21 protein-coding genes are annotated in these 23,188 nt (G+C 44.0%); 18 read left to right on the top strand and 3 right to left on the bottom strand.

Annotated elements, in window-relative coordinates:
* The 5 genes from D0T66_RS12590 to D0T66_RS12570 all read left to right on the top strand — a co-directional run.
* Positions 1-606 (top strand): MBOAT family O-acyltransferase (locus tag D0T66_RS12590; protein ID WP_304487041.1); only part of this gene is annotated, 606 nt, incomplete at its 5' end.
* Positions 607-612: 6 nt separating this feature from the next.
* The gene (locus D0T66_RS12585; RefSeq protein ID WP_163357649.1) at positions 613-1,587 is read left to right on the top strand and encodes a hypothetical protein; all 975 of its coding nucleotides are present in this window, start codon (positions 613-615) and stop codon (positions 1,585-1,587) included.
* A 6-nt stretch (positions 1,588-1,593) separates the two neighbouring features.
* Entirely contained in the window at positions 1,594-3,030 is a 1,437-nt protein-coding gene (locus tag D0T66_RS12580) for an MBOAT family protein (protein ID WP_163357648.1), read from the top strand.
* Positions 3,031-3,036: 6 nt separating this feature from the next.
* A complete protein-coding gene (locus D0T66_RS12575; RefSeq protein WP_163357647.1) occupies positions 3,037-3,996 on the top strand; it encodes a hypothetical protein in 960 nt (319 codons plus the stop codon).
* 87 nt (positions 3,997-4,083) lie between these two features.
* Positions 4,084-4,950, top strand: a complete 867-nt coding sequence (locus D0T66_RS12570) for a YitT family protein (RefSeq protein ID WP_163357646.1) — start codon at positions 4,084-4,086, stop codon at positions 4,948-4,950.
* A 70-nt stretch (positions 4,951-5,020) separates the two neighbouring features.
* Here the strand turns inward: D0T66_RS12570 and D0T66_RS12565 are convergent, their stop codons facing one another.
* The 3 genes from D0T66_RS12565 to rsfS all read right to left on the bottom strand — a co-directional run bounded on the left by D0T66_RS12565 (position 5,021) and on the right by rsfS (position 8,364).
* On the bottom strand, positions 5,021-5,872 hold the full coding sequence (locus tag D0T66_RS12565) for a phosphatidate cytidylyltransferase (RefSeq protein WP_163357645.1): 852 nt from the start codon (positions 5,870-5,872) through the stop codon (positions 5,021-5,023).
* A 21-nt stretch (positions 5,873-5,893) separates the two neighbouring features.
* Positions 5,894-7,933: an ATP-dependent zinc metalloprotease FtsH gene (ftsH, locus tag D0T66_RS12560; RefSeq protein ID WP_163357644.1), complete on the bottom strand. Its 2,040-nt coding sequence runs from the start codon at positions 7,931-7,933 to the stop codon at positions 5,894-5,896.
* A 71-nt stretch (positions 7,934-8,004) separates the two neighbouring features.
* Entirely contained in the window at positions 8,005-8,364 is a 360-nt protein-coding gene (gene rsfS / locus D0T66_RS12555; RefSeq protein WP_163357643.1) for a ribosome silencing factor, read from the bottom strand.
* A 1,105-nt stretch (positions 8,365-9,469) separates the two neighbouring features.
* Between rsfS and D0T66_RS12550 the strand changes: the two genes are divergently transcribed.
* The 13 genes from D0T66_RS12550 (at position 9,470) to D0T66_RS12490 (ending at position 23,120) form a co-directional block, all read left to right on the top strand.
* The gene (locus D0T66_RS12550) at positions 9,470-10,621 is read left to right on the top strand and encodes an FISUMP domain-containing protein (RefSeq protein WP_163357642.1); all 1,152 of its coding nucleotides are present in this window, start codon (positions 9,470-9,472) and stop codon (positions 10,619-10,621) included.
* 224 nt (positions 10,622-10,845) lie between these two features.
* A complete protein-coding gene (clpP, locus tag D0T66_RS12545) occupies positions 10,846-11,517 on the top strand; it encodes an ATP-dependent Clp endopeptidase proteolytic subunit ClpP (protein WP_163357641.1) in 672 nt (223 codons plus the stop codon).
* Between the two features lie 17 nt (positions 11,518-11,534).
* Positions 11,535-12,776, top strand: coding sequence for an ATP-dependent Clp protease ATP-binding subunit ClpX (gene clpX, locus D0T66_RS12540; protein ID WP_163357640.1), 1,242 nt, complete (start codon positions 11,535-11,537; stop codon positions 12,774-12,776).
* 200 nt (positions 12,777-12,976) lie between these two features.
* On the top strand, positions 12,977-15,172 hold the full coding sequence (gene recQ, locus D0T66_RS12535) for a DNA helicase RecQ (protein WP_163357639.1): 2,196 nt from the start codon (positions 12,977-12,979) through the stop codon (positions 15,170-15,172).
* A gap of 3 nt (positions 15,173-15,175) precedes the next feature.
* A complete protein-coding gene (coaD, locus tag D0T66_RS12530; RefSeq protein ID WP_163357638.1) occupies positions 15,176-15,646 on the top strand; it encodes a pantetheine-phosphate adenylyltransferase in 471 nt (156 codons plus the stop codon).
* Positions 15,647-15,719: 73 nt separating this feature from the next.
* Positions 15,720-17,327: a S41 family peptidase gene (locus tag D0T66_RS12525; protein WP_163357637.1), complete on the top strand. Its 1,608-nt coding sequence runs from the start codon at positions 15,720-15,722 to the stop codon at positions 17,325-17,327.
* 60 nt (positions 17,328-17,387) lie between these two features.
* The gene (gene pyrH, locus D0T66_RS12520) at positions 17,388-18,098 is read left to right on the top strand and encodes a UMP kinase (RefSeq protein WP_163357636.1); all 711 of its coding nucleotides are present in this window, start codon (positions 17,388-17,390) and stop codon (positions 18,096-18,098) included.
* A 42-nt stretch (positions 18,099-18,140) separates the two neighbouring features.
* Positions 18,141-18,695, top strand: a complete 555-nt coding sequence (gene frr, locus D0T66_RS12515) for a ribosome recycling factor (protein ID WP_163357635.1) — start codon at positions 18,141-18,143, stop codon at positions 18,693-18,695.
* An 85-nt stretch (positions 18,696-18,780) separates the two neighbouring features.
* A complete protein-coding gene (rsgA, locus tag D0T66_RS12510; protein WP_163357634.1) occupies positions 18,781-19,710 on the top strand; it encodes a ribosome small subunit-dependent GTPase A in 930 nt (309 codons plus the stop codon).
* Entirely contained in the window at positions 19,691-20,110 is a 420-nt protein-coding gene (locus D0T66_RS12505) for a DUF2809 domain-containing protein (protein ID WP_163357633.1), read from the top strand. Before rsgA ends, D0T66_RS12505 begins: the two co-directional genes overlap by 20 nt.
* Positions 20,085-20,477 carry a hypothetical protein gene (locus D0T66_RS12500; protein ID WP_163357632.1) on the top strand — a complete coding sequence of 131 codons (393 nt, stop codon included), beginning with the start codon at positions 20,085-20,087 and terminating at the stop codon, positions 20,475-20,477. The genes D0T66_RS12505 and D0T66_RS12500 overlap by 26 nt, the downstream gene beginning before the upstream one ends.
* A gap of 23 nt (positions 20,478-20,500) precedes the next feature.
* Positions 20,501-21,931: a cardiolipin synthase gene (gene cls, locus D0T66_RS12495; protein ID WP_163357631.1), complete on the top strand. Its 1,431-nt coding sequence runs from the start codon at positions 20,501-20,503 to the stop codon at positions 21,929-21,931.
* A gap of 13 nt (positions 21,932-21,944) precedes the next feature.
* Complete coding sequence (locus D0T66_RS12490; protein WP_163357630.1) at positions 21,945-23,120, top strand: peroxiredoxin; 1,176 nt, start codon at positions 21,945-21,947, stop codon at positions 23,118-23,120.
* Positions 23,121-23,188: the final 68 nt, after the last annotated feature.

Raw genomic sequence — 23,188 nt, 5'->3', positions numbered from 1 at the left:
GCCGAGTTCTGGCGGCGTTGGCATATATCCTTGTCTTCGTGGTTTCGCGACTATCTCTATTTCCCACTCGGGGGGAGCAGAGGAACGATGTTAAAGACGATACGCAACACATTTATAATATTCCTTGTCAGCGGCTTCTGGCATGGCGCTAACTGGACATTTATCGCCTGGGGCGGTCTGAATGCCTTGTTTATTATGCCGTCTATTCTAATGAAGCAGAACCGGAAGAATCTGGATGTCGTGGCGCAAGGTAAATTATTCCCTTCGCCAAAAGAGATTTTTCATGTAACAATAACATTTGCGCTGGCTGCTTTTGCCTGGATTTTCTTCCGTGCTGATAACATGACGCATGCTTTCGAATATATTGCAAGTATACCTAAAGAATTACTTACCTCACCTCATTATGATACCAAAACTTTGATAACTATCGGTATGTTTTTGCTGATGTTTATTGTCGAATGGTTAGGTAGAGAAAATAAGTATGGTTTGGAATTCTTCGGAGCGAAGCGTAGCCGCTTCTTCCGGTGGGCATTCTATTATATGATTATCGTATTTATTATTTTATTTGCCGGAGGCGAGCAACAATTCATCTATTTCCAATTCTAAGTAGGAATGAAGAAGCTACTAAAAAAACTATTGATATTTGTTTGCCCGATAATTGTATTGGCCTATCCTGCTGACTGGTTTATTTCTAAAGGCTTGCGAAAGTCGTATGAGAATGTAGGTAATTTCGAAATCTGTAATGATTTGTATTCCGGAGATATCAATACAGATATTCTTGTTCTGGGATCGTCCAGGGCATTATATCATGTCGATCCGGATATATTGGAGCAGGAAACGAATATGTCAGCCTATGTTTTAGCGTTCGATGGCTCCCGCTTCAATATCCAATATGAGCTTTTGCAAGAATATTTACGTTATAACGATAAGCCTAAAACAATCGTCCTTTCACTCGACAATCTTTCGATACGCTCTCCATCAGAGGTCGACAAAAAGAGCTTTTTGCCGTTTATGCTGTTCAATTCGGAAATGCAACAATCTATTGGCAAGTGGCTTAACTACTCTAAATGCGATTATTATATTCCTATGCTGAGATATATAGGTGATTTCAGCGCCCTGAAATTCTCGATAAGACATTATCTTATCCCTCAAAAAGAAAGATATAGGAGAAAGGGCTATGTTCCTGTGTATTATCACTGGTATACACTTTCTCATGGCAAGGTGCCCTACGATAAAAGCGTCAATGACAAACGTGATATATGGGAGGATGATTACGAGAATCATTTGTTATATAAAGATTTATTTACTCAGTTTATTGAAGAATGTAAGGCTGCAGGTATCGAATTGGTACTCGTCTATAGTCCCGAGTACAAGGACAGAGATCACGTGGTGGCTACTGTGGTACAGGCAAACCAATATTATGAGAAAGTGAGCCGGGAGTATGATGTTCCTTTTTTCAATTACGCTGACGATCCTATGGCTTCCGATACGGCATACTTTTATAATGTGCTTCACCTTAATGTTGAAGGTAGCCGTAAATTCTCTCGGGAATTGGGAATCGAATTGCAACAACTCAAATTAAATTAACTAAATATGCTTTTTAACTCAATCAACTTTGCCATATTCTTTCCGATAGTTTTTTTTATCTATTGGCTGGTATTGAAGAATAACAAAAAGGCACAGAATGTTTTCTTGCTTGTTGCCAGTTATTTCTTCTATGGCTGCTGGGATTGGCGTTTTCTTTTTCTGCTGGCTATTTCCACTATTCTCTGCTATTACGGAGGGCTAAGAGTCAGTACGGCAACGACTAAGAGCGGACGAAAGACTTGGATGTTTATCGCAGTCATTGTGAATATCTGTTTTCTGGGCTTCTTTAAGTATTTTAATTTCTTTATACACGAGTTTCAGGAATTCCTGCAGCTATTCGGTTTATCATCAAGTATCCACACACTAAGTATTATTTTGCCGGTTGGTATATCGTTCTATACATTCCACGGGCTCTCGTATGTGCTCGATATCTATAACGATAGAATAAAGCCTACCCGCAACTGGGTAGACTATTCTTTGTTCGTCAGCTTCTTTCCCTTATTGGTTGCTGGGCCTATCGAACGGGCAACACACCTACTCCCTCAGATAGAACAGGAACGTACATTCCGTTACGCCAAGATGGTAGATGGCTTGAAGCAAATCCTTTGGGGCTTGTTCAAAAAAGTTGTTGTAGCCGATAACTGTGCCGAATATGCCAATATGGCTTTTAATGGAGGCGAACACTCGGGGAGTACATTGGTGTTGGGGGCTATTTTCTTTACGATACAGATATACGGCGACTTCTCGGGTTATTCGGATATAGCGCTGGGAACCGCGCGGATGCTTGGCTTTGAATTATTACAGAACTTCAAATTTCCGTATTTCTCGCGCGATATTGCCGAGTTCTGGCGGCGTTGGCATATATCCTTGTCTTCGTGGTTTCGCGACTATCTCTATTTCCCACTCGGAGGGAGCAGAGGTACGATGTTAAAGACGATACGCAACACGTTTATAATATTCCTTGTCAGTGGCTTCTGGCACGGCGCTAACTGGACATTTATCGCCTGGGGCGGTCTGAATGCCTTGTTTATTATGCCGTCTATTATTATGAAGCAGAACCGGAAGAATCTGGATGTGGTAGCGCAAGGTAAGTTATTACCTTCGTTCAAGGATATTCTGCATGTGGGCATAACATTTGCGTTGGCTGCTTTTGCCTGGATTTTCTTCCGTGCCGATAACATGACGCATGCTTTCGAATACATTGCAAGTATACCTAAAGAATTACTTACCTCACCTCATTATGATACCAAAACTTTGATAACTATCGGTATGTTTTTGCTGATGTTTATTGTCGAATGGTTAGGTAGAGAAAATAAGTATGGTTTGGAATTCTTCGGAGCGAAGCGTAGCCGCTTCTTCCGGTGGGCATTCTATTATATGATTATCGTATTTATTATTTTATTTGCCGGAGGCGAGCAACAATTCATCTATTTCCAATTCTAAGCAGGAATGAAGAAGCTACTAAAAAAACTATTGATATTTGTTTGCCCGATAATCGTATTGGCTTATCCTGCCGATTGGTTTATTTCAAACGGCTTGGCTCATTCTGTTTATTCAGATGGTGAAATAGAAACATGGACAGATATTTATACTGGTCAGGTCAATTCCGATTATCTTATCTATGGTTCTTCGCGTGCATGGATCCATATTGACCCTATGATGATAGAAAAAGAAACCGGGCACCCGGCCTATAATTTTGGTCTGAATGCTCATAACTTCTATCTGCAAAGTTTAAGACATCGTGAGTATCTGCGACATAACCCGAAGCCGGAAGCAATTATTTATGCCTTGGATGTCTTTACGCTTGAGAAACGTCCTGATTTATATAATTTGGGGCAATTCCTGCCTTATATGCTATGGAACAAAGATGTAGCAGAGACAACATTGACATACGAAGGTTTTACTTGTCCCGATTTCATTATCCCTTTATACCGCTATATCGGGCGTTTCGATGCTATCCGTTCGGGACTGAATTATTATGTTAATCCTGATGCCCGTTTCCGCGAGAAAGGATATAAAGGATACGAAAAAGAATGGGATGGCGCATTAGAGAGAGCACAAGGCAATATGAAGTCGTACAAAGCCTATATCGATACGACTTCTGTAAGGTTATTTGAAGATTTTATTATCGATTCCAAAAAAGAAGATATTCCGTTGATTTTTGTTTATACACCCGAGTATATCGAGGGACAGAAATTTATATCAAATAAGGACTCCGTTATTGCTATCTATCAAAAATTTTCGGACAAATATGCGATCCCGTTTTTTGATTATTCCAATGATTCGATATGTTATCATAAAGACTACTTCTACAACTCGATGCATATGAATAACAGAGGTAGCAAACTCTTTACGCACAAGATGATACAAGACTTGATGAGGGATGGTTTGATTTCGGATAAAAAATAAATATTGTTGTTCTTATTTCTCTCTTTTTTGAGAGATGAAATGGAAAATCCTACTTATCTTTGCGTCGAAATTATAATATCTAACCATATGCCTCGCAGATACTTAAAAGATTTTTATTGGAAAGACTATCTGTTAATAACTGTCGGTCTTGTCTTATACGCAGTTGGATTGATAGGCTTTATCAAGCCCGGTGGAATCGTAACAGGGGGACTGACCGGTATCGCCCTCTTGATTGAATACAGTACCGGATTACCACTGCAATATGTATATTTTTTCACTAACTGCGCCTTGCTTTTGGTTGCCTTGAAGATATTAGGCATAAAATTCCTCGCCAAAACAATATACGGGGTAGTAGTTCTTACGGCCCTCATTACGATTGCTCAATTAATCTTTAAAGAGCCTCTGATGGCTTCTGAACCGACACTTTCGGGTGTAGTAGGGGGGATGATGTGTGGAGCCGGCATAGCGCTTGTATTTAGCGCAAACGGGAGTACGGGCGGTACGGATATTGTTGTTGCCATCATCAATAAATATAAGAATATCTCTTTCGGTCGCGGAATGTTACTTTGCGACTTTACTATTATTTGTTGCTCCTATTTTGTTTTCCATGATTATCAGAAGATTATTATCGCCCTTATCGTAATGGGTGTGATGACATACACCATTGATATGGTTATCAATGGATTCCGTCAATCGGTTCAGTTCTTTATCTTCTCTGATAAGTATGAGACAATAGCGAAAGCTATTAATTTTGAACTGCATAGAGGTTGTACCCTGTTGGACGGTACGGGAGCTTATACGGGTAAACCGATAAAGGTGGTGGTTGTATTAGCTAAGCGTTCCGAATCGATACAGATGTTCCGCCTGATACAAAAAATCGATGAAAAAGCCTTTATCTCGCAAACGACCGTGCGTGGGGTTTATGGCGAAGGGTTCGATAAGATAAGGAGTTAGAGAAGTTTTGCATTTTCTGAGAAAAAGGAATAGTCTCATTTTTAAGAGCGAGGACGAAGAAAGCGGATATTTAAAAAATCTTTATCACCTCCAGATATATTACAATAGCCGGAATGGCAAGAATGGTGCTGTCGAAGCGGTCGAGGATACCGCCATGCCCCGGAATCATGTTACCCGAATCTTTGACACCCAATGTGCGTTTGAAAAGCGATTCTACCAAGTCGCCGAATGTGCCGGATACAACCGTTACAATTGCAAAGCCTATCCATTTAGGAGTAGACAACTCGGGATAAAAATATGCCAGCACCAAGGATGCTCCTATGGCGAAAGCTAACCCTCCAAAGAATCCTTCCCACGATTTTTTTGGCGATATGCGCTCGAACAGGCGATGTTTACCGAAAGTCATACCCGTGAGGTAAGCGAACGAATCGTTGACCCAGATAATAACTAAAATAGCTAAAAGGAAGATATAGTTGTAACTGGTGTAGAAAGAGGCAGTCAGCACCAACTTATTAGTCAACGCAAAAGGTAGAGCAATATAAAGTTGCCCTAAGAAGGAATAGGCGAGCGATTGCAACGGATTGGCATGCTTCCGATACAACTCGCTTACGAAGAGGACTAATAAGAAAATGGCATAAGGTGTAAGGTAGAAAAACAAATCCGGTCTGAAGCAAGTTACCGAATTGCTATACCAAAACACTCCGCCAAATAAAAGAAGCCCCCCGATGATATTCAGCCATTTCGATACTTTGACATTGGCGGCCTTTTCTATCAACCCATAAAATTCGTACAGAGCCAACCCTGTGAGCAGGGCGAATATAGCAGCAAAAGTGAATTCATTAATCAGGATTCCGGCAAGCAACAATCCTACAAATACGATTCCGGCAAGGATGCGGACGACAATATTTGGCAGTTTCTTCAAAATATAATGACTGTTATATTATTATTCTATCTCTTCCGATTGTCCCGGCTGTGCGAGAATGCCCGGCGCATCTTCGCCTTTGGCTTTCTCTTCTTCAACCTCTTTCACGATTTCTTCGTTTTCTTTCATAATCTCATCCGAACGGGATACCCACGGACGTAAACCGAAAATCTTTTTCAGGTCGTCGGCAAAGATAACTTCCTCGGTCATCAGTTTGTCAGCCAAGGCATGATGTCCGTCCGAATGTTGGCGAAGCAACTGCTTAGCACGCTCGTACTGTTCGCTAATCATCGCCTGCACCTCCTGGTCGATAAGCAGGGCCGTATCGTCGCTGTATGGCTTTGTGAAGCCGTAATTATCGGCCGAATCGTAGTAGCTGATATTTGGCAGCTTGTCGCTCATCCCCATATAGGAAATCATCGCGTAAGCCTGCTTCGTTACACGTTCGAGGTCGTTGACTGCACCCGAAGATATTTGTCCGATAAAGACCTCTTCAGCGGCGCGTCCTCCGAGCAAGGCACACATTTCGTCCAGCATCTGCTCTTTGGTGGTGATTTGCCTTTCTTCCGGCAGATACCATGCTGCTCCCAATGCTTTTCCGCGGGGAACAATCGTAACTTTCACCAACGGATTGGCATGCTCGAGGAACCAGCTCAACGTAGCGTGTCCCGCCTCGTGAATAGCAATCGTGCGGCGCTCGTCGCGTGTTGTAACCTTATTTTTCTTTTCCAACCCCCCGATGATGCGGTCTACAGCATTCAGGAAGTCTTCTTTTTGTACTATTTTCTTTCCTTTACGGGCAGCAATCAAAGCCGCTTCGTTACACACATTGGCAATGTCAGCTCCCGAGAATCCCGGCGTCTGGCGGGCAAGGAAATCGACATCTACGCTGTCGTCTATTTTCACAGGACGAAGGTGTACTTTGAATATCGCTTTTCTGTCATTGAGGTCAGGTAAATCGACATTTATCTGGCGGTCGAAGCGTCCCGCACGCAGGAGTGCTTTGTCCAGAATATCGGCACGGTTAGTTGCCGCGAGGATGATGATACCGCTATTGGTACCGAAGCCGTCCATCTCGGTCAGGAGCTGGTTCAATGTATTCTCGCGTTCGTCGTTCGAGCCGAAGTTCGGATTCTTGCCACGGGCACGGCCGATGGCGTCTATCTCGTCGATGAAGATGATACAAGGCGATTTTTCCTTAGCCTGCTTGAAGAGGTCGCGCACACGCGAAGCTCCAACGCCGACAAACATCTCTACAAAGTCGGAACCCGACATCGAGAAAAACGGTACATTGGCTTCGCCTGCAACCGCTTTTGCCAAAAGCGTTTTACCTGTTCCCGGAGGGCCTACAAGCAAGGCGCCTTTCGGTATTTTACCCCCGATTTCGGTATATCTCGAAGGGTTTTTGAGAAATTCTACTATCTCTTCTATTTCTTCTTTTGCTTCCGACAATCCGGCAACATCCTTGAATGTCACACGCAGATCGGACGCTTTGTCGTATAATTGTGCTTTGGATTTTCCTACGCTGAATACTCCGCCGCCACCACCGGCTCCTCCGCCGGACATACGGCGCATCATAAATACCCACAGCCCGATAAGCAGCAGGAATGGCAGTGCACCGATGAGAAAGTCGAAAATGCTGACATTCTCTTCGTAGCTGACGTCTATATTGTAGTTGTGATCTTTCTTTATCTGGTCGTAGAAGTCCGAAAATTTATCGGCCGAAGGAATCTTAACGGAGATAAAAGGATTTTTTGGCAGGTTTTCGGATTTAGCTTCGTCTTTGAATACCTCGTTTATTGATTCGCTACGCACGTAGGCGCGCAGGGTACGCGATTTTCCGTCAACAACAATCTTGTTGATATAGTCTTTCTTGACATACCCCTGAAAATCCGACCAGGCAACTTCTTTCGAGAATGCACTCTGCGAAAAGAAATAAACTCCGATTATTCCGGCAAAGATTAACAGGAATAACCAGTTGAGATTAAAGGAGCTTTTCGGTTTCTGGGGGGTTGGTATTCGTGGCTTTTTCTGACCTTCTTCTTTGTTGTAGTTATCCATATGTTAACTGGAAAAATTAAAATTCGACAAAATAATTCTACTAAATGAACAAACTTTCAGATGAAAAGTTGTCAGTCGATATCGGGAATCGTTTCCAACTGCGCATCAGCCCACAAATGTTCGATGTCATAAAACTCGCGCAATTCGGGTAAAAATATATGAACAATAACCGTACCATAATCTATTCCTGCCCAACGTCCTTCCACTACACCATCGCTTGCGATAGGGCGTTCTTTCATGTTCTTTTTGAGTGAATCGATAACTTCCTCACCTATTGCCGATACTTGTGTAGGGCTGCGTCCTTCGCATATTACGAAATATTGACAGATGGTTCCTATCATCTCTGTCATGTCTACGATTACAATGTTACGGGCTTTTTTCTCCTGGCAAGCTGCCACGACGTTGTTTACAATGATTTTAGCGTTGTCCATTCAGTATATTTTGTTCCGATATTATTAAATTAAGCCTACAAATATAGTCTTTTTTTGATTATGAATAGTTGTATGTCAGGTATAAGTGTTGAATAAGAGGGAAAAAGCTATCGGTTGAGATAATAAATTTCCGGCTTTTGATTGTGACGATTGACTATTTTCTTTCTTTCAAATGGTGTATTTGTCAATAAAAAGTACTTTCTTTGCAGTATCATACAACACAAATATCGTGCTAAAAAACAGATATAATAAGACCATTTTTTCAGTTAATATATTGTATTCTAATATGATATATTCTGTTATCTACGTGCACACACACACACACACACACGAAAATTTAGCGATTATTTCTTAGGCCACCAAATTTTCAGGGTAGTTTTTTCAAAAAATATTCACCTCCCCCCGTCCCCCTCCAACAGAGGGGGAGTAAAAATATATACCCTTTTCCTATCTCCTCCCCTAATGGGGGAGGCAGGGAGGGGGTGCCAAATTGCTTGTGTTAATGTCAGGGGAAGAACCCCCATTTTGTCCCGTCTTCTCCGTGAGGAGAAGCGGGATTTTTCAGTCAACAGTGAGCAGCACTATTCAGTCAACAGTTATCAGTCAACAGTCAACAACAAAATCCATGTAGGGGCGAAACATCGTTCGGCGAAGCGTAGTCGAGCCAATAAATATTCGCCCGTAATATCCGACATATACGGGGCAATGTTTATTGCCCCCTACAAAGCTAATAGTCTAATGTTGCCACGCCTTTTAAGGCGTGGATATGATTGCATCTTTCAGGAGATGACTTTAGTCAAAAGATATTTGGCTAAAGCCATTTTTGAACCAACCTTTCGAGACCTCCACTTAAAAGTGGAGGCAATTAGTAAGAACGCACCGAGATCCCTCGCTCCGTATCGGGATGACAATAACCGGCCCCCTTTATCCCCCAGAGGGGGAAATGGGTTTGCACCACCATTCAACAAAAAACGAAAATATATCCTTCTCTTAGCCTCCCCCACGGGGAGGTTTGGTGGGGCTCAATCAAACATATTATTCACTTCATCTTTTTCTGTTACCCCCTCTTGTGGGGGCAGGGGGAGGTGGCTTATTCTTTTATAACATGAAAAAAAGAATCTTAACGCAGGCTATCGTACTGTTAGCCTTATTCACAACAACAATCAACCTGCAAGCGCAGGTGACTATCGGTAGCGGGCAACAGCCTAATGCCGGCGCTTTGCTCGACCTGAAAAATTTAGCTGGAGGCAATGCTGACAAAGGCCTTGCGCTTCCGCGGGTGAAATTGACATCACTGACTATCCCTGCCGGCAAGACGCTGGCACAAACCATCGACGGCACAGAAGCCAGTGACAGTTGGGACAAAGACGAGCACCTCGGCCTGTTGGTCTACAACATGCAGGAGATGGAACCTACATGTATAGCGAATGTTTTCCAGCCGGCGGTCGATCCGGGTATATTTATCTGGGATGGTGAAAAGTGGGAACCGCTTATACCGCCCTATCAGGGAAGAAGAGATATAACGATGACGGACATCGACGGCAACGTCTACAATGCCCGGTGGTTTGGTGTAGACCTGTGCGATGGCGCTTATTGGACTACCAGCAACTTGTACGTTACCCGCAACAGAGACGGGAATCCCTTAGGTAATAGAGCCAAGTTGAGTATTGCAGGCGGTACAACAGCGGTTATTAGTAGCGTATCAGACCTGACGGGAAACAATATCCCTGCCAATATCTGGGGGATAGGCGATACCTGGGGTGTGCTTCAGAACAACCCAGAAACAAGCTATCTGGATTTTGCGAAAGAATATGGATTGCATTACTTCGTCTTTGGTTTACCATTATTTGAGTCTGTGTGTCCTACCGGCTGGCACGTGCCCGACGATGACGAGTGGGATAAGCTGGCTGATGTATTTGGTGGTGCAGCTGATGCCGCCCGGAAAATGCGCAAAGCGGACAAATATGGAAAGTTTTACACCGATGCCAATGGAAATGCTATTCTTTCGTGGGGCTGCTGCGACGGCGGTACTCCGGAGCCATCCGGCTTTGACGCCGTGCCGTCCGGCGATGTCGACTACAGTCATCTCTATGCTACTTGGTTTGGTAGGCATGCCTATTGGTGGTCGTCTACTATCGTCGGAACGTCTTACCGCTACCGCCAATTGATAAATAATACGCCTTCGCTTACTGATGGGACTATTGTTCCTTCTCCTTTCGTCTGGAACGGGCTTTCGGTCCGTTGTGTCCGGGATTGAGAGAGTATAGCGAAAAAAAGACGGGTAATATACGCTGAATAAGATACTAAAAACAGGCAGCCGCAGATGAAAAAAATCTTGCTGCCTGTTTTTTTATGCGTTTCCGTTTTTTTGTTATACTTTTGTTTGAGAACAACAATAGCTTAATCTGTTAATATGTGGCATAAAACTTGTAGGGCTTTATATACTGTATTTTCAGATTAATCACTAAAAAATAAAAGACGATGAATAACGATTTTAAAAAATATGCTACCAAGCATTTAGGACTGAATAGTTTAGGGCTTGAAAAATATATGGATATAACCAGCAGTTATATCTCTCCGACGATTATTGAAGAACGCCAGTTGAATGTGGCGCAGATGGACGTGTTTTCGCGTTTGATGATGGATCGTATCATCTTCCTCGGCACGCAAGTCGATGACTATACTGCCAATGTTATTCAGGCGCAGTTGCTCTACCTCGATACCTCCGATCCGGGCAAGGATATCTCTATTTATATCAACTCTCCCGGAGGATCGGTATATGCAGGATACGGAATTTATGATACGATGCAATATATCGGTTGCGACGTATCTACTATCTGTACAGGTATCGCCGCTTCTATGGCAGCCGTGTTGCTCGTTGCCGGCGAAAAAGGAAAACGCTTTGCCTTGAAACATTCCCGCGTAATGATTCACCAGCCGCTCGGAGGAGCACAGGGACAGGCATCCGATATCGAAATCACCGCCCGCGAAATAGGTAAAGTGAAGAAAGAGCTTTATACTATTATCTCGGAACATTCGGGCAAACCGTTCGAGCAAGTAGAGCGCGATTCGGATCGTGACTACTGGATGACGTCGAGCGAAGCATTAGATTACGGAATGGTGGATAAAATATTAACCAAAGAAAAAAAGTAAAACCAGTAGAATAATACATGGCTAAAAAAGAAACCAGCGACTATTGCTCGTTTTGTGGAAGAAGTGACCGGGATGTGAATTTTCTCATCTCGGGTATCTCTGCCCAGATTTGCGATAGCTGTGCCGAACAGGCCTATCAGATAGTAAAAGAGAACCTCGAGGCAAAAAAGCAGACAACCAACAGCGGAAAACTGGAGAAGGACAAACTCCCTACTCCTAAAGAAATAAAAGCCTATTTAGACGAATACATCATCGGACAGGACAGCGCCAAGCGGTCTTTGTCCGTTGCCGTTTATAACCACTACAAGCGCCTGATACAGCATATCGACGATGATGTGGAGATAGAAAAATCCAACATCATCATGGTAGGCCCTACCGGGACAGGGAAGACGATGCTTGCCCGCACCATAGCCAAAAGGCTGCACGTCCCCTTTGCTATTGTAGATGCCACCGTATTGACCGAAGCCGGATATGTCGGCGAGGATATCGAAAGCATCCTTACGCGTTTGTTGCAGGCCGCCGACTATGATACTGCAGCAGCCGAAAAAGGGATTGTCTTCATAGATGAGATAGACAAAATTGCCCGCAAGAGCGATAACCCTTCCATCACGCGCGACGTTAGCGGCGAAGGTGTTCAGCAAGGATTGTTGAAGCTGCTCGAAGGCTCTATTGTCAACGTGCCGCCGCAGGGAGGACGTAAACATCCCGATCAGAAGATGATACCTGTCGATACCAAAAATATTCTGTTCATCTGTGGAGGAGCATTCGACGGAATCGAACGGAAGATTGCACAGCGCCTCAATACGCGCGTGGTAGGATATGCCACAGCAAGCCAGACAGCCGATATCGACCGCGACAATATGTTGCAATACGTTACGCCGCAGGATTTGAAATCCTTCGGGTTAATCCCCGAAATCATCGGGCGATTGCCTATCCTTACCCACCTCGATGCGCTGGATAGGGATGCTTTGCTGCGTATTCTGACCGAACCGAAGAATTCCATCATAAAGCAGTACCTCAAACTCTTCAGGATGGATAATATCGACCTCTCTTTCGACAAGGAAGTATTCGAATACATTGTCGATAAAGCGATCGAATACAAACTCGGGGCACGCGGACTACGTTCGATTGTCGAAACCATTATGATGGATGCCATGTTCACCATGCCGTCGGATGGAGGAGACAAGCTGCACATAACCAAGCAATATGCCGAACAACAACTGGCTTCGTCGAATCTTGACAGGCTGAAAGCGTCGTAGCTTCATGTTAAAAATGTGGGCAGAACTAAAAAAATATTCCAATAACCTTTGATGTTTAAAGAATAAGGATATATCTTCGTATAGAGATACTCTAATTGCACGGTAGAATTGCTTATTACAGGATTCTGAAGAATACCCCGCAAAAAAAGGGGCAACTTGATACTTAAATAATAAGAATAATAGAATAAAACAAATTCATTATGTCTGCTCAGGAAGACGTATTAATCCGCTCGTTGAAAACGAACTTTGGCTTCGATAAGTTCAAAGGAAACCAACAACAGATCATCCAGAATCTGCTGGATGGGAAAGATACGTTTGTGTTGATGCCGACCGGGGGAGGTAAGTCGCTTTGCTACCAGCTTCCCGCGCTGATGATGAATGGAACGGCTATTGTTATATCCCCTCTCATCGCCTTGATGAAAAATCAGGTCGATGCCATGCGGAACTTCAGCGAGACCGAAGGCGTCGCCCATTTTCTGAATTCGTCGCTCAACAAAACAGCGATAGAAAAAGTAAAAAACGATATCCGCGAGGGAAAGACAAAACTCCTGTATGTAGCACCTGAATCGTTGACAAAAGAAGAAAACGTCGAATTTCTCCGTGAAATACCTATCTCTTTCTATGCCATAGACGAAGCGCATTGTATCTCGGAATGGGGGCACGATTTCCGTCCCGAATACCGCCGCATCCGTCCCATTGTGAACGAAATAGGCAAGCATCCTATTGTCGCGCTCACAGCCACCGCTACGCCGAAGGTACAATATGACATACAAAAAAGCCTCGGTATGGTCGAGGCCGACGTCTTTAAATCGTCTTTCAACAGGGCGAACCTTTATTACGAAATACGTTCGAAAACAAAAGATGTCGACAAGGACATCATTAAATACATCAAATCTCAAGCTGGAAAATCGGGTATCGTTTACTGCCTCAGCAGAAAGAAAGTAGAAGAATTTGCCGAAATTCTGCAAGCAAACGATATCAATGCCCGCCCCTATCATGCCGGGCTGGATGCCTCTACACGATCGGGGAATCAGGACGCCTTCCTCATGGAAGAAGTCGATGTCATTGTAGCGACTATCGCCTTCGGGATGGGAATTGATAAGCCGGATGTACGCTTCGTTATCCATTACGATATGCCTAAGAGCCTCGAAGGCTATTATCAGGAGACCGGGCGTGCCGGACGCGATGGTGGCGAAGGACGCTGTATAGCATTCTATTCGAGCAAGGACCTGCTGAAACTCGAAAAGTTTATGCAGGGCAAGCCTATTGCCGAACAAGAAATCGGAAAACAACTGTTACTCGAAACTGCAACTTATGCCGAAACGGCTATGTGCCGCAAAAAGGTGTTGTTGCATTACTTCGGGGAAGAATATAAAGAAAAGAATTGTGGAAATTGTGATAACTGTGTTAATCCAAAAACTTTAGTGGAAGCGAAAGAATTGTTACAAACAGCGATCGAAGCCGTGATCGCATTAAAAGGAAAATTCAAGACAGAATATGTAATTAATATTCTACGAGGAAAAGAAACATCAGAAATAGAAACCTATAACCATCAGGATATCGAAGTCTTCGGTTCGGGTGACGACACGGACGAGCAAGTGTGGAACGAAGTTTTCCGTCAGGCTATTATCGAAGGTTACCTCGAAAAAGACATCGAAAATTATGGACTGCTGAAGGTGACGAAAAAAGGAGATAAATTCCTTAAAAAACCGACTTCGTTCAAGATCACCAAGGTGGGCGATGATGACGATGACGACACCGAAGATGTAGACGATGTGGTAGTAAAAGGTGGCGGTGGCGGTTCGGCCGTCGATCCCGTACTCTTCTCGATAATGAAAGATTTGCGGAAGAAAATGGCCAAGAAACTGAACGTCCCTCCGTACGTAATCTTTCAGGATCCTTCGCTCGAAGCGATGGCGACTATCTACCCGATAAATCTGGAAGAACTGCAGAATATACCGGGTGTAGGAGCCGGGAAGGCGAAACGTTACGGTCCCGAATTCGTAACTATCATCAAAAAGCACGTCGAAGAAAACGAAATAGAACGTCCCGAAGACCTACGCGTAAAAACCGTAGCCAACAAGTCGAAACTGAAAGTAGCCATCGTGCAGGGTATCGACCGCAAAGTGGCATTAGACGACCTTGCCGAATCGAAAGGGATAGAATTCCACGAACTGCTCGACGAAGTAGAAGCTATCGTATATTCGGGAACGAAAATCAATATCGACTACTTCCTGCACGAAGTGATCGACGAAGATCACCTGGAAGATATATTTCAATATTTTAATGAAGCCGAATCGGACAATCTGGAAGATGCAATCAACGAATTGGGTGAATATACCGAAGAAGAAATCCGTCTGGTACGCATCAAATTCCTCTCCGATGTAGGAAACTAAACGATGAAGAAAAGAAAAGGTATTTTTCCCGGTACATTCGATCCGTTCACTATCGGGCACTATTCATTAGTAAAACGCTCATTGGCACTTGTCGATGAGCTTGTTATTGCTATCGGGGTGAACGACGCGAAAAAAAGTTTATTCACCTCCGAAAGGCGTCTGGCTATGATTCGCGAATTATATCGCGACGAACCGCGCATATCGGTCGAAGCATACCGGACTTTGACAATCGATTTTGCCCGCGAGATAGACGCTTCTATCATAATACGGGGCATCCGCTCGGTGAACGATTTCGAATACGAGAAAAATATTGCCGACATAAACCGAACATTATCGGGGGTAGAAACTGTTATACTATTTACCGAACCCGAATTGACACATATCAGTTCCTCCATCGTGCGCGAATTGATACAATATGGGCACGATGTCAGCCGTTTTATACCCGAAGGGCTCGACATAACCAAACGAGATTGAAACTAATTATAAATAGGACTATCTGAGTAAAGATAATTCAAAAGAAAGCTCTCGAGGCTTTACCCGAATGTGTATGAAAAAGATATATACCACTCTGTTTGCGCTCGTGGTAGCGCTATCCTCACTTACAGCTCAGCAGCTGCGAACCAGCGATGCTACACGCAAAGTGGCTACGGCCATGACTTTTGTCGAAAACTTTTATGTAGATAAAGTAGACGAAGACCAGCTGGCGGAAGATGCCGTCAAATCCATTCTGCAAACGTTGGATCCTCACTCTTCGTATCTGAGTGCGGAAGAATTGAAAGAAGCCAACGAACCATTAGAAGGCGACTTCGATGGCATCGGTATCTCGTTCAATATGATGGCGGATACGCTGTATGTTATCGAGACCGTTTCGGGAGGCCCGTCCGAGAGGGTAGGGATTATGCCCGGCGACCGCATTGTGCAGGTGAACGATACGTCTATTGCAGGGGTAAAAATGCCGCAAAAGGCTATTATGAAACGATTGAAAGGTAAAAAAGGGACTATCGTAAACGTGAAAGTTGTCCGTCGCGGAATGCCCGAATTGCTTACCTTCAAGATAACACGTGACCGTATTCCTATCACCAGCATAGATGCCGCTTATATGGTGACGCCGACGATAGGCTATATTCGTTTGAGCCGCTTCGGAGCGAAGACAGGAGCCGAGTTTCTGGAATCGTGCAAGAAATTGCAGGGAGAAGGAATGGTCGATCTGATTCTCGACCTGCAACAAAACGGCGGCGGTTATATGGGAGCCGCTATCGAAGTTTCGAACCAGTTTTTGGGAGCGAATCATTTGATAGTCTATACCGAAGGAGCACATCAAAACCGTCAGCAAGCAGCATCGGACAATAAAGGAATTTTCAAGAAAGGTAAATTGGTTGTCCTGATAAACGAGTCGTCGGCATCGGCAAGCGAAATCGTTTCGGGAGCAATACAAGACTGGGACAGAGGCGTGATTGTCGGTCGCCGCAGCTTTGGGAAAGGATTGGTGCAACGGCCGTTCCCATTGCCCGACGGTTCGGAAATGCGCCTGACAACAGCCCGCTATTATACGCCTACAGGACGTTCTATCCAACGTCCGTATGAGAAAGGAAATCAAGAGGCTTATGCTGCCGATTTCTACGAACGCTATAACAGGGGCGAACTGCAAAGCAGCGATAGCATTCACTTCCCGGATTCATTGAAATTCAAAACGTTGGTTAACGAGCGTACTGTCTACGGTGGTGGCGGCATTATGCCGGATTACTTTGTTCCGTTCGATACAACGATGTATACGACTTATCGCAGCAAATTGATTTGGCATGGCGCATTGAACAAGACCGCTTTGACCGAGGTGGATCTGCACCGCAAAAAACTGTTGCAGCAATATCCAACGATAGATAGCTTTATCAAAGGATATACCGTTCCGCAGAAGTTGCTGGATAATTTGATAGCAGCAGGTGAGGCGGAAAAAATAGAATTCGATGAGGCGGAATATAAGCGTTCCGAGGAGTTGATAAAATCGGATCTGAAATCCTTGATAGCAAGGGATTTGTTCGATAATGCCGCTTACTTTAAGGTTTCGAACCATGAGAACCCTGTATTCGGTAAAGGATTCGAAATAATAAAAAATACGACATTATATAATAGCTTACTGACTAAAAAGCGGGACGATTGACGTCGCCGCTTTTGTTTTGTTACGAAAAAATGTTAGTTTTGCATATCACGAAATAACGAAATGGCAAAATATAAAAGAATACTTCTCAAGCTAAGCGGCGAGTCGCTCATGGGCGGCCAGCAATACGGTATCGACACCAACCGGTTGAACGAATATGCCCAACAGATTAAGCATATAGCCGAAATGGGTGTGCAGATAGGTATTGTCATCGGCGGCGGAAATATCTTCCGGGGTTTGAGTGGCGCCTCTAAAGGTTTTGACCGGGTGAAAGGCGATCAGATGGGTATGCTGGCTACGGTGATTAACAGCTTGGCGCTCAGTTCGGCACTTGTGGCAGCAGGCGTAAAAGCCCGCGTCCTGACAGCTATCCGTATGGAGCCGATAGGCGAATTATATACCAAATGGAAAGCTATAGAGACGATGGAAAATGGCGAGGTAGCCATCTTTTCGTGCGGAACGGGCAATCCGTTTTTTACGACCGATACCGGTTCTTCCTTGCGGGGGATCGAGATTGAGGCCGATGTGATGCTGAAAGGCACGCGCGTGGATGGTATCTATACGGCCGATCCGGAGAAAGATCCTACTGCGACCAAATTCGACACTATTTCGTACGACGAAGTATTGCAACGCGGACTGAAAGTGATGGACTTGACAGCAACCGTGATGTGCAAAGAAAATAACCTGCCGATAGTCGTATTCGATATGGATACCCCGGGCAATCTCGAAAAGGTGATGCGTGGCGAAAATATCGGTACATACGTGCATGCGTAAAGTATTCGGAAAGAGAAAGAAAAAATATAAACGATATAGACTATGATAAAAGAAATACAGCAAAAAGCAGAGAAAAAGATGCAAGGTGCTATCGAGTATCTCGACGAATCGTTGGCACATATCCGTGCCGGAAAAGCGAATCCGCGTATCCTCGACGGAATCAAGCTCGACTATTACGGAACATTGACGCCATTGAGCGGAGTCGCCTCTATCAGTACCCCCGATGCCCGTACGATTGTGGTACAGCCTTGGGAAAAGCAAATGATGCGCGATGTGGAGAAAGCTATCATGGATTCCGATGTCGGCATTACGCCGGATAACAACGGAGAGGTCATCCGCCTGAGCATTCCCCCATTGACAGAGGAGCGCCGTAAGCAATTGGCTAAGCAAGCTAAGGGTGAGGCCGAGGAAGCGAAAATCAGTGTTCGCAATGCCCGCCGCGATGCTATCGATGCTATCAAGAAATCGGTGAAAGACGGTACGCCTGAGGATGTAGCCAAAGATGCGGAAAATGATATGCAGAAAATGCATGACAAGTATATCAAGAAGATAGACGAAGTTTTTGCAGCTAAGGAAAAAGAAATAATGACCGTATAATCGAACATTTGTTTGACTGTTTTCGGTTTAAAACTCAAGGTTTTACAGAACTTTGAGTTTTACCATTTTTAATAGAAAGGCGTACATGACAAAAGGTCTGGTAATAAAAAATACGGGAAGCTGGTATATTGTCCGCACCGACGAGGGGCAGGATGTAGAGTGCAAGGTGAAAGGAAACTTCCGTCTGAAAGGCATTCGCAGTACTAATCCGGTGGTGGTGGGCGACATCGTTTCTATCGAACGGAATGCCGAAGGCACGGCGCTTATCACCGACATAACAGACCGCAAAAATTACATTATCCGCCGGGCATCGAACTTGTCGAAACAATCGCATATCATCGCCGCCAATGTGGATTTATGCTTCTTGATGGTGACAGTCGATCATCCGGTGACTTCTACGGTGTTTATCGACCGCTTTCTAGCTATGGCCGAAGCATACCGCATACCCGTCAATCTGATACTGAATAAAACAGACCTCTACGACGAGGATGACAAGGAATACATGGATGGCTTGGTTCATCTCTACGAGCATATCGGTTACCCGTGTATCTGTATTTCGGCTTTGAACAAGCAGAACCTCGAAGCTATCCACGAAAAGATAAAGGGAAAAGTTACCGCTTTCTCAGGGCATTCCGGGGTTGGTAAATCGACGTTGATAAACGCCCTTATCCCCGATGTAAACCTGAAGACGGGCGCTATCTCCGATTATCATAAGAAAGGGATGCATACCACAACTTTTTCCGAGATGATAGAATTGCCCGAAGGGGGCTATATCATCGATACGCCTGGTATAAAAGGCTTCGGGACGGTGAATATGGAGAAAGAAGAAATCTCGCATTACTTCCCCGAAATATTCGAAGCATCGGCAAATTGCCGTTTCAATAACTGCCTGCACCTGAACGAGCCCGGATGTGCTGTCCGCGAAGCTGTCGAAAATCACTATATAAGCGAGAGCCGCTACAAGTCATATCTCAACATCATGGAGGAAGAAGTAGATGAAAAATACCGCAAATAACCCGCTTTTCCGCTTCCGGTTCAGTATCCGTTCATTTATTGTTTTCGTGCTCCTGTTCTTGGTTGAGGTGCTTATTGCCCTGTTTGTCAACGATTCGTTTGTCCGCCCCTACGGAGGGGATATAATTGTTGTCATACTGATATATTATTTCCTGAAAACATTTATTCAGACAAAATCCTTATATTTGATAATCCCTACACTCCTTTTCGCCTATGCGGTGGAGATAGCTCAATATTTTCGCATGGTGGAGGCCTTGGGAGTGCAGGATAATGCTATTTTGCGAACAGTTCTCGGTTCTTCCTTTAGTTGGGGAGACATACTTTGTTATACGATAGGAGCATTTATTTGCTATTTGATAGACGGAAGGAAATTGTATGGTACAACAGATACGAAAAGATGACTACATACAGCGTATTTTACAGGAGTTTTTTGCCAAGCTGAACCAGCTTTATCTCAAAAGGCCGAAAGCGCCTAAAGAAGAGCAGAAAAGGATATTGCAGAAATGCTTCGAACTGTATCGGGACTATTACCATGTGGAGCGTTCCGATTCGGCTGTCGAAATAATTAATTTGCTGGAAGACTTCGGGTTGATAGAGCAGTATGCACGCATACTAACCGATGAATATCAAACTGTTGACATAAAATATGACGAAAATTTAAGAAAAGCCTTATCTTTGGTAGAATATATCGAACACGCCGATGCTACCTATTCGTGGGATCGCACCGTGCTGAAAGAAGATATATTGCGGCTTTTAGACGAAAGTTGAACACACTAAACTAATCGGTCGGCATGATAGATTTTACGTCTGATAATCTTATCCTGTTCCTGCAATTGTTTTATGTAATTACGGCAATTGGGGTGATAGTGGTTATTATCACGCAGAACCGCAATCCGGTCAAGACCGTTTCGTGGATACTTATTCTGGTTTTCCTTCCCCTTGTCGGGCTGATTATCTATTATTTTTTCGGCGAAGACGGGCGAAAGAAACGCCTTATCTCGCACAGGATGTTTCGGAAACTGAGCAAGAAAGCCATAAACCGCATAGAACCCAAAGAGTTAATCCCTCCGCCCGAGAAATATTCGAATCTTATCAGTTTGCTGTATCGTATGGATAGGGCAGCCCTGTATTCCGGCAATAAAATAACTTTCTATTCGGATGGCGTAAGCAAATTCGACGCCCTGTTCGAAGAAATAAGAAAGGCCGAACATCATATTCATATCCAGTATTATATCTTTATGGATGATGATATGGGGCATCGACTGGCAAACCTCCTTCTCGAAAAAGCGAAGCAAGGCGTCACCGTGCGTTTGATGTACGACGATGTGGGTTCGTGGAATGCCAAGCGGAAATTCTTTGAAGAGTTGCAACAACAAGGAATAGAAACACAAGCCTTCCTGAAAGTGACATTCCGTTTCTTAGCCAGCCGCGTCAACTACCGCAACCATCGCAAAATAGTTGTGATTGATGGCAAAGTCGGTTTTATGGGCGGTATGAATGTTGCCGACCGCTACATAAAAGGAGTGGATTATGGCATATGGCGCGATAACCATATCAAAGTGGAAGGCAAAGCCGTAGCCGGCTTGCAGACCTCTTTTATTATCGACTGGAATTATTCGCGGAAGGAATTTCTGTCCGATGATAGCTATTTTCCGAAGATTGCCACACAAGGAGATAACCTCGTCCAGTTTGTGACGAGTGGCCCTATGGGGCAATACAAAAGCATCCACATCGGTATTATACAAGCCATCTATAATGCCAAGGATTATATTTATATCCAAACCCCTTATTTCGTCCCGACCGATCAGTTGATGTCGGCTATTCAGACGGCTGCCATGCGGGGCGTAGATGTCAGGTTGATGATTCCGCGAAACTCCGATACTACTTTTGTGCATATCGCTACCATGTCTTTTATCAAGGAGTTGCAGGAGGCGGGTGTCAGCGTTTACCTTTTCGAAGGAGGCTTCCTTCATTCCAAGATGACTGTCATCGACGATTCGTTGACCATAACAGGTTCGGCTAATATGGATGTGCGCAGCTTCGAACATAATTTCGAGATAGATGCGTTTATCTATAATGAAGGTTCGGCGCGTAGTGCACGCCGGATATTCGAACAGGATATGGTGATGGCATCATTATTGTACCCCGAAGATTGGGCAAAACGGTCAAATTTCCGTAAATTTGCAGAATCAATTGTGCGGCTGTTTTCGCCGTTACTCTAAAAATTGAATTTAAATGAAAAGAATAACAATATTTTTATTTGTTCTCTTAGCTCTATTATTTACTTCAAGTAGCGTATTTGCGCAACAGATAAACGTCACCATCCCCGAAGATGCCAATTCGCAATATTACCTGATATTCAATAAAGGGTTGAAACAAGATACCGTTCAGTCCGGAATGTTCAGTTTTGGCGGCAGCGCTACTATCACCATCCCCAACAAATATAAGGATTATGCCGGTATGGCTTCTTTGCAGGTTTCAGGTAAGAAATCGGCAATGTTTATTGTCAACAAGGAAAACTTTTCTGTCAACTATGCCGACAATCAGTTTGTATTCAAGAACTCGCCGGAGAACGATTATTTGTATGCTTACCTGAAGCAGACAGGGCCGGCGCAGAGGGATACGAGCCTGTATGCCGATAAATTCATCGAACTATTGCAGTACATGAATATGCTCAGCGGGATGGCTTCGGGACAGCAACAGCGAAATCTGGAAACTCTTTACCAAATACATCAATATGCTCAAAATGAATTGAATGCAGAGGCTTTATATACCAGTAGCCTATGGTATTTTATCATCGATCCGTTGTCGAGGATAGGAGGACAGAAAGCTTTTGGACAGGATATGGTAAAGCTTTTGGACAGGATAAAATCCCAACTTGTTTTTGAAGCATTGGCAGACGATTTGCTGACCATTGTCAACCAATATGCCTGGGACGATGCTTTCGATATCATTATCCCTTACGTAGTGGAATCGGGTAGGATAGAGCACCCTCAGGGGAATATGTATGCTGCTTTCACGCTTGCCAAGTTGCGCAAAGGGATGCTTGTTCCCGAATTGGAAGGTTTGCAGGCACCGATGGTTGCGGGGAAATATGCGCATACGATTCTATTTTTCTACGAGTCTGATTGTCCGAATTGCAAATTGGAATTGGAAAAGCTGATAGCCCGGTATCCATCTATCAAGGAGAAAAATGTACGGCTGATTTCGATTTCGGCAGATCATGACGAGAATGAATATAAGACTATGGCTTCCAGATTTCAGTGGAAGGATAAACTATGTGATTTCAAGGGATTTGGCGGGACTAATTATACGAACTATGGTATCATAGGAACCCCTACTTATTTCCTTTTGGATAAAGATAATAAAGTGATTGGACGTTATGGGTCATTAGATGCGATGAGTTTTTGATATTTTTATGTTAAAAGATATTATAAAAAGTATTAAACTCTGATAAAACGTGAAAATAGAAAAGAAAA

The sequence above is a fragment of the Dysgonomonas sp. 25 genome (assembly GCF_010501075.1).
Classification (GTDB): domain Bacteria; phylum Bacteroidota; class Bacteroidia; order Bacteroidales; family Dysgonomonadaceae; genus Dysgonomonas.
The sequence above is the reverse complement of the archived record's forward strand: the minus strand, read 5'-3'. Positions and strand labels throughout refer to the sequence as shown.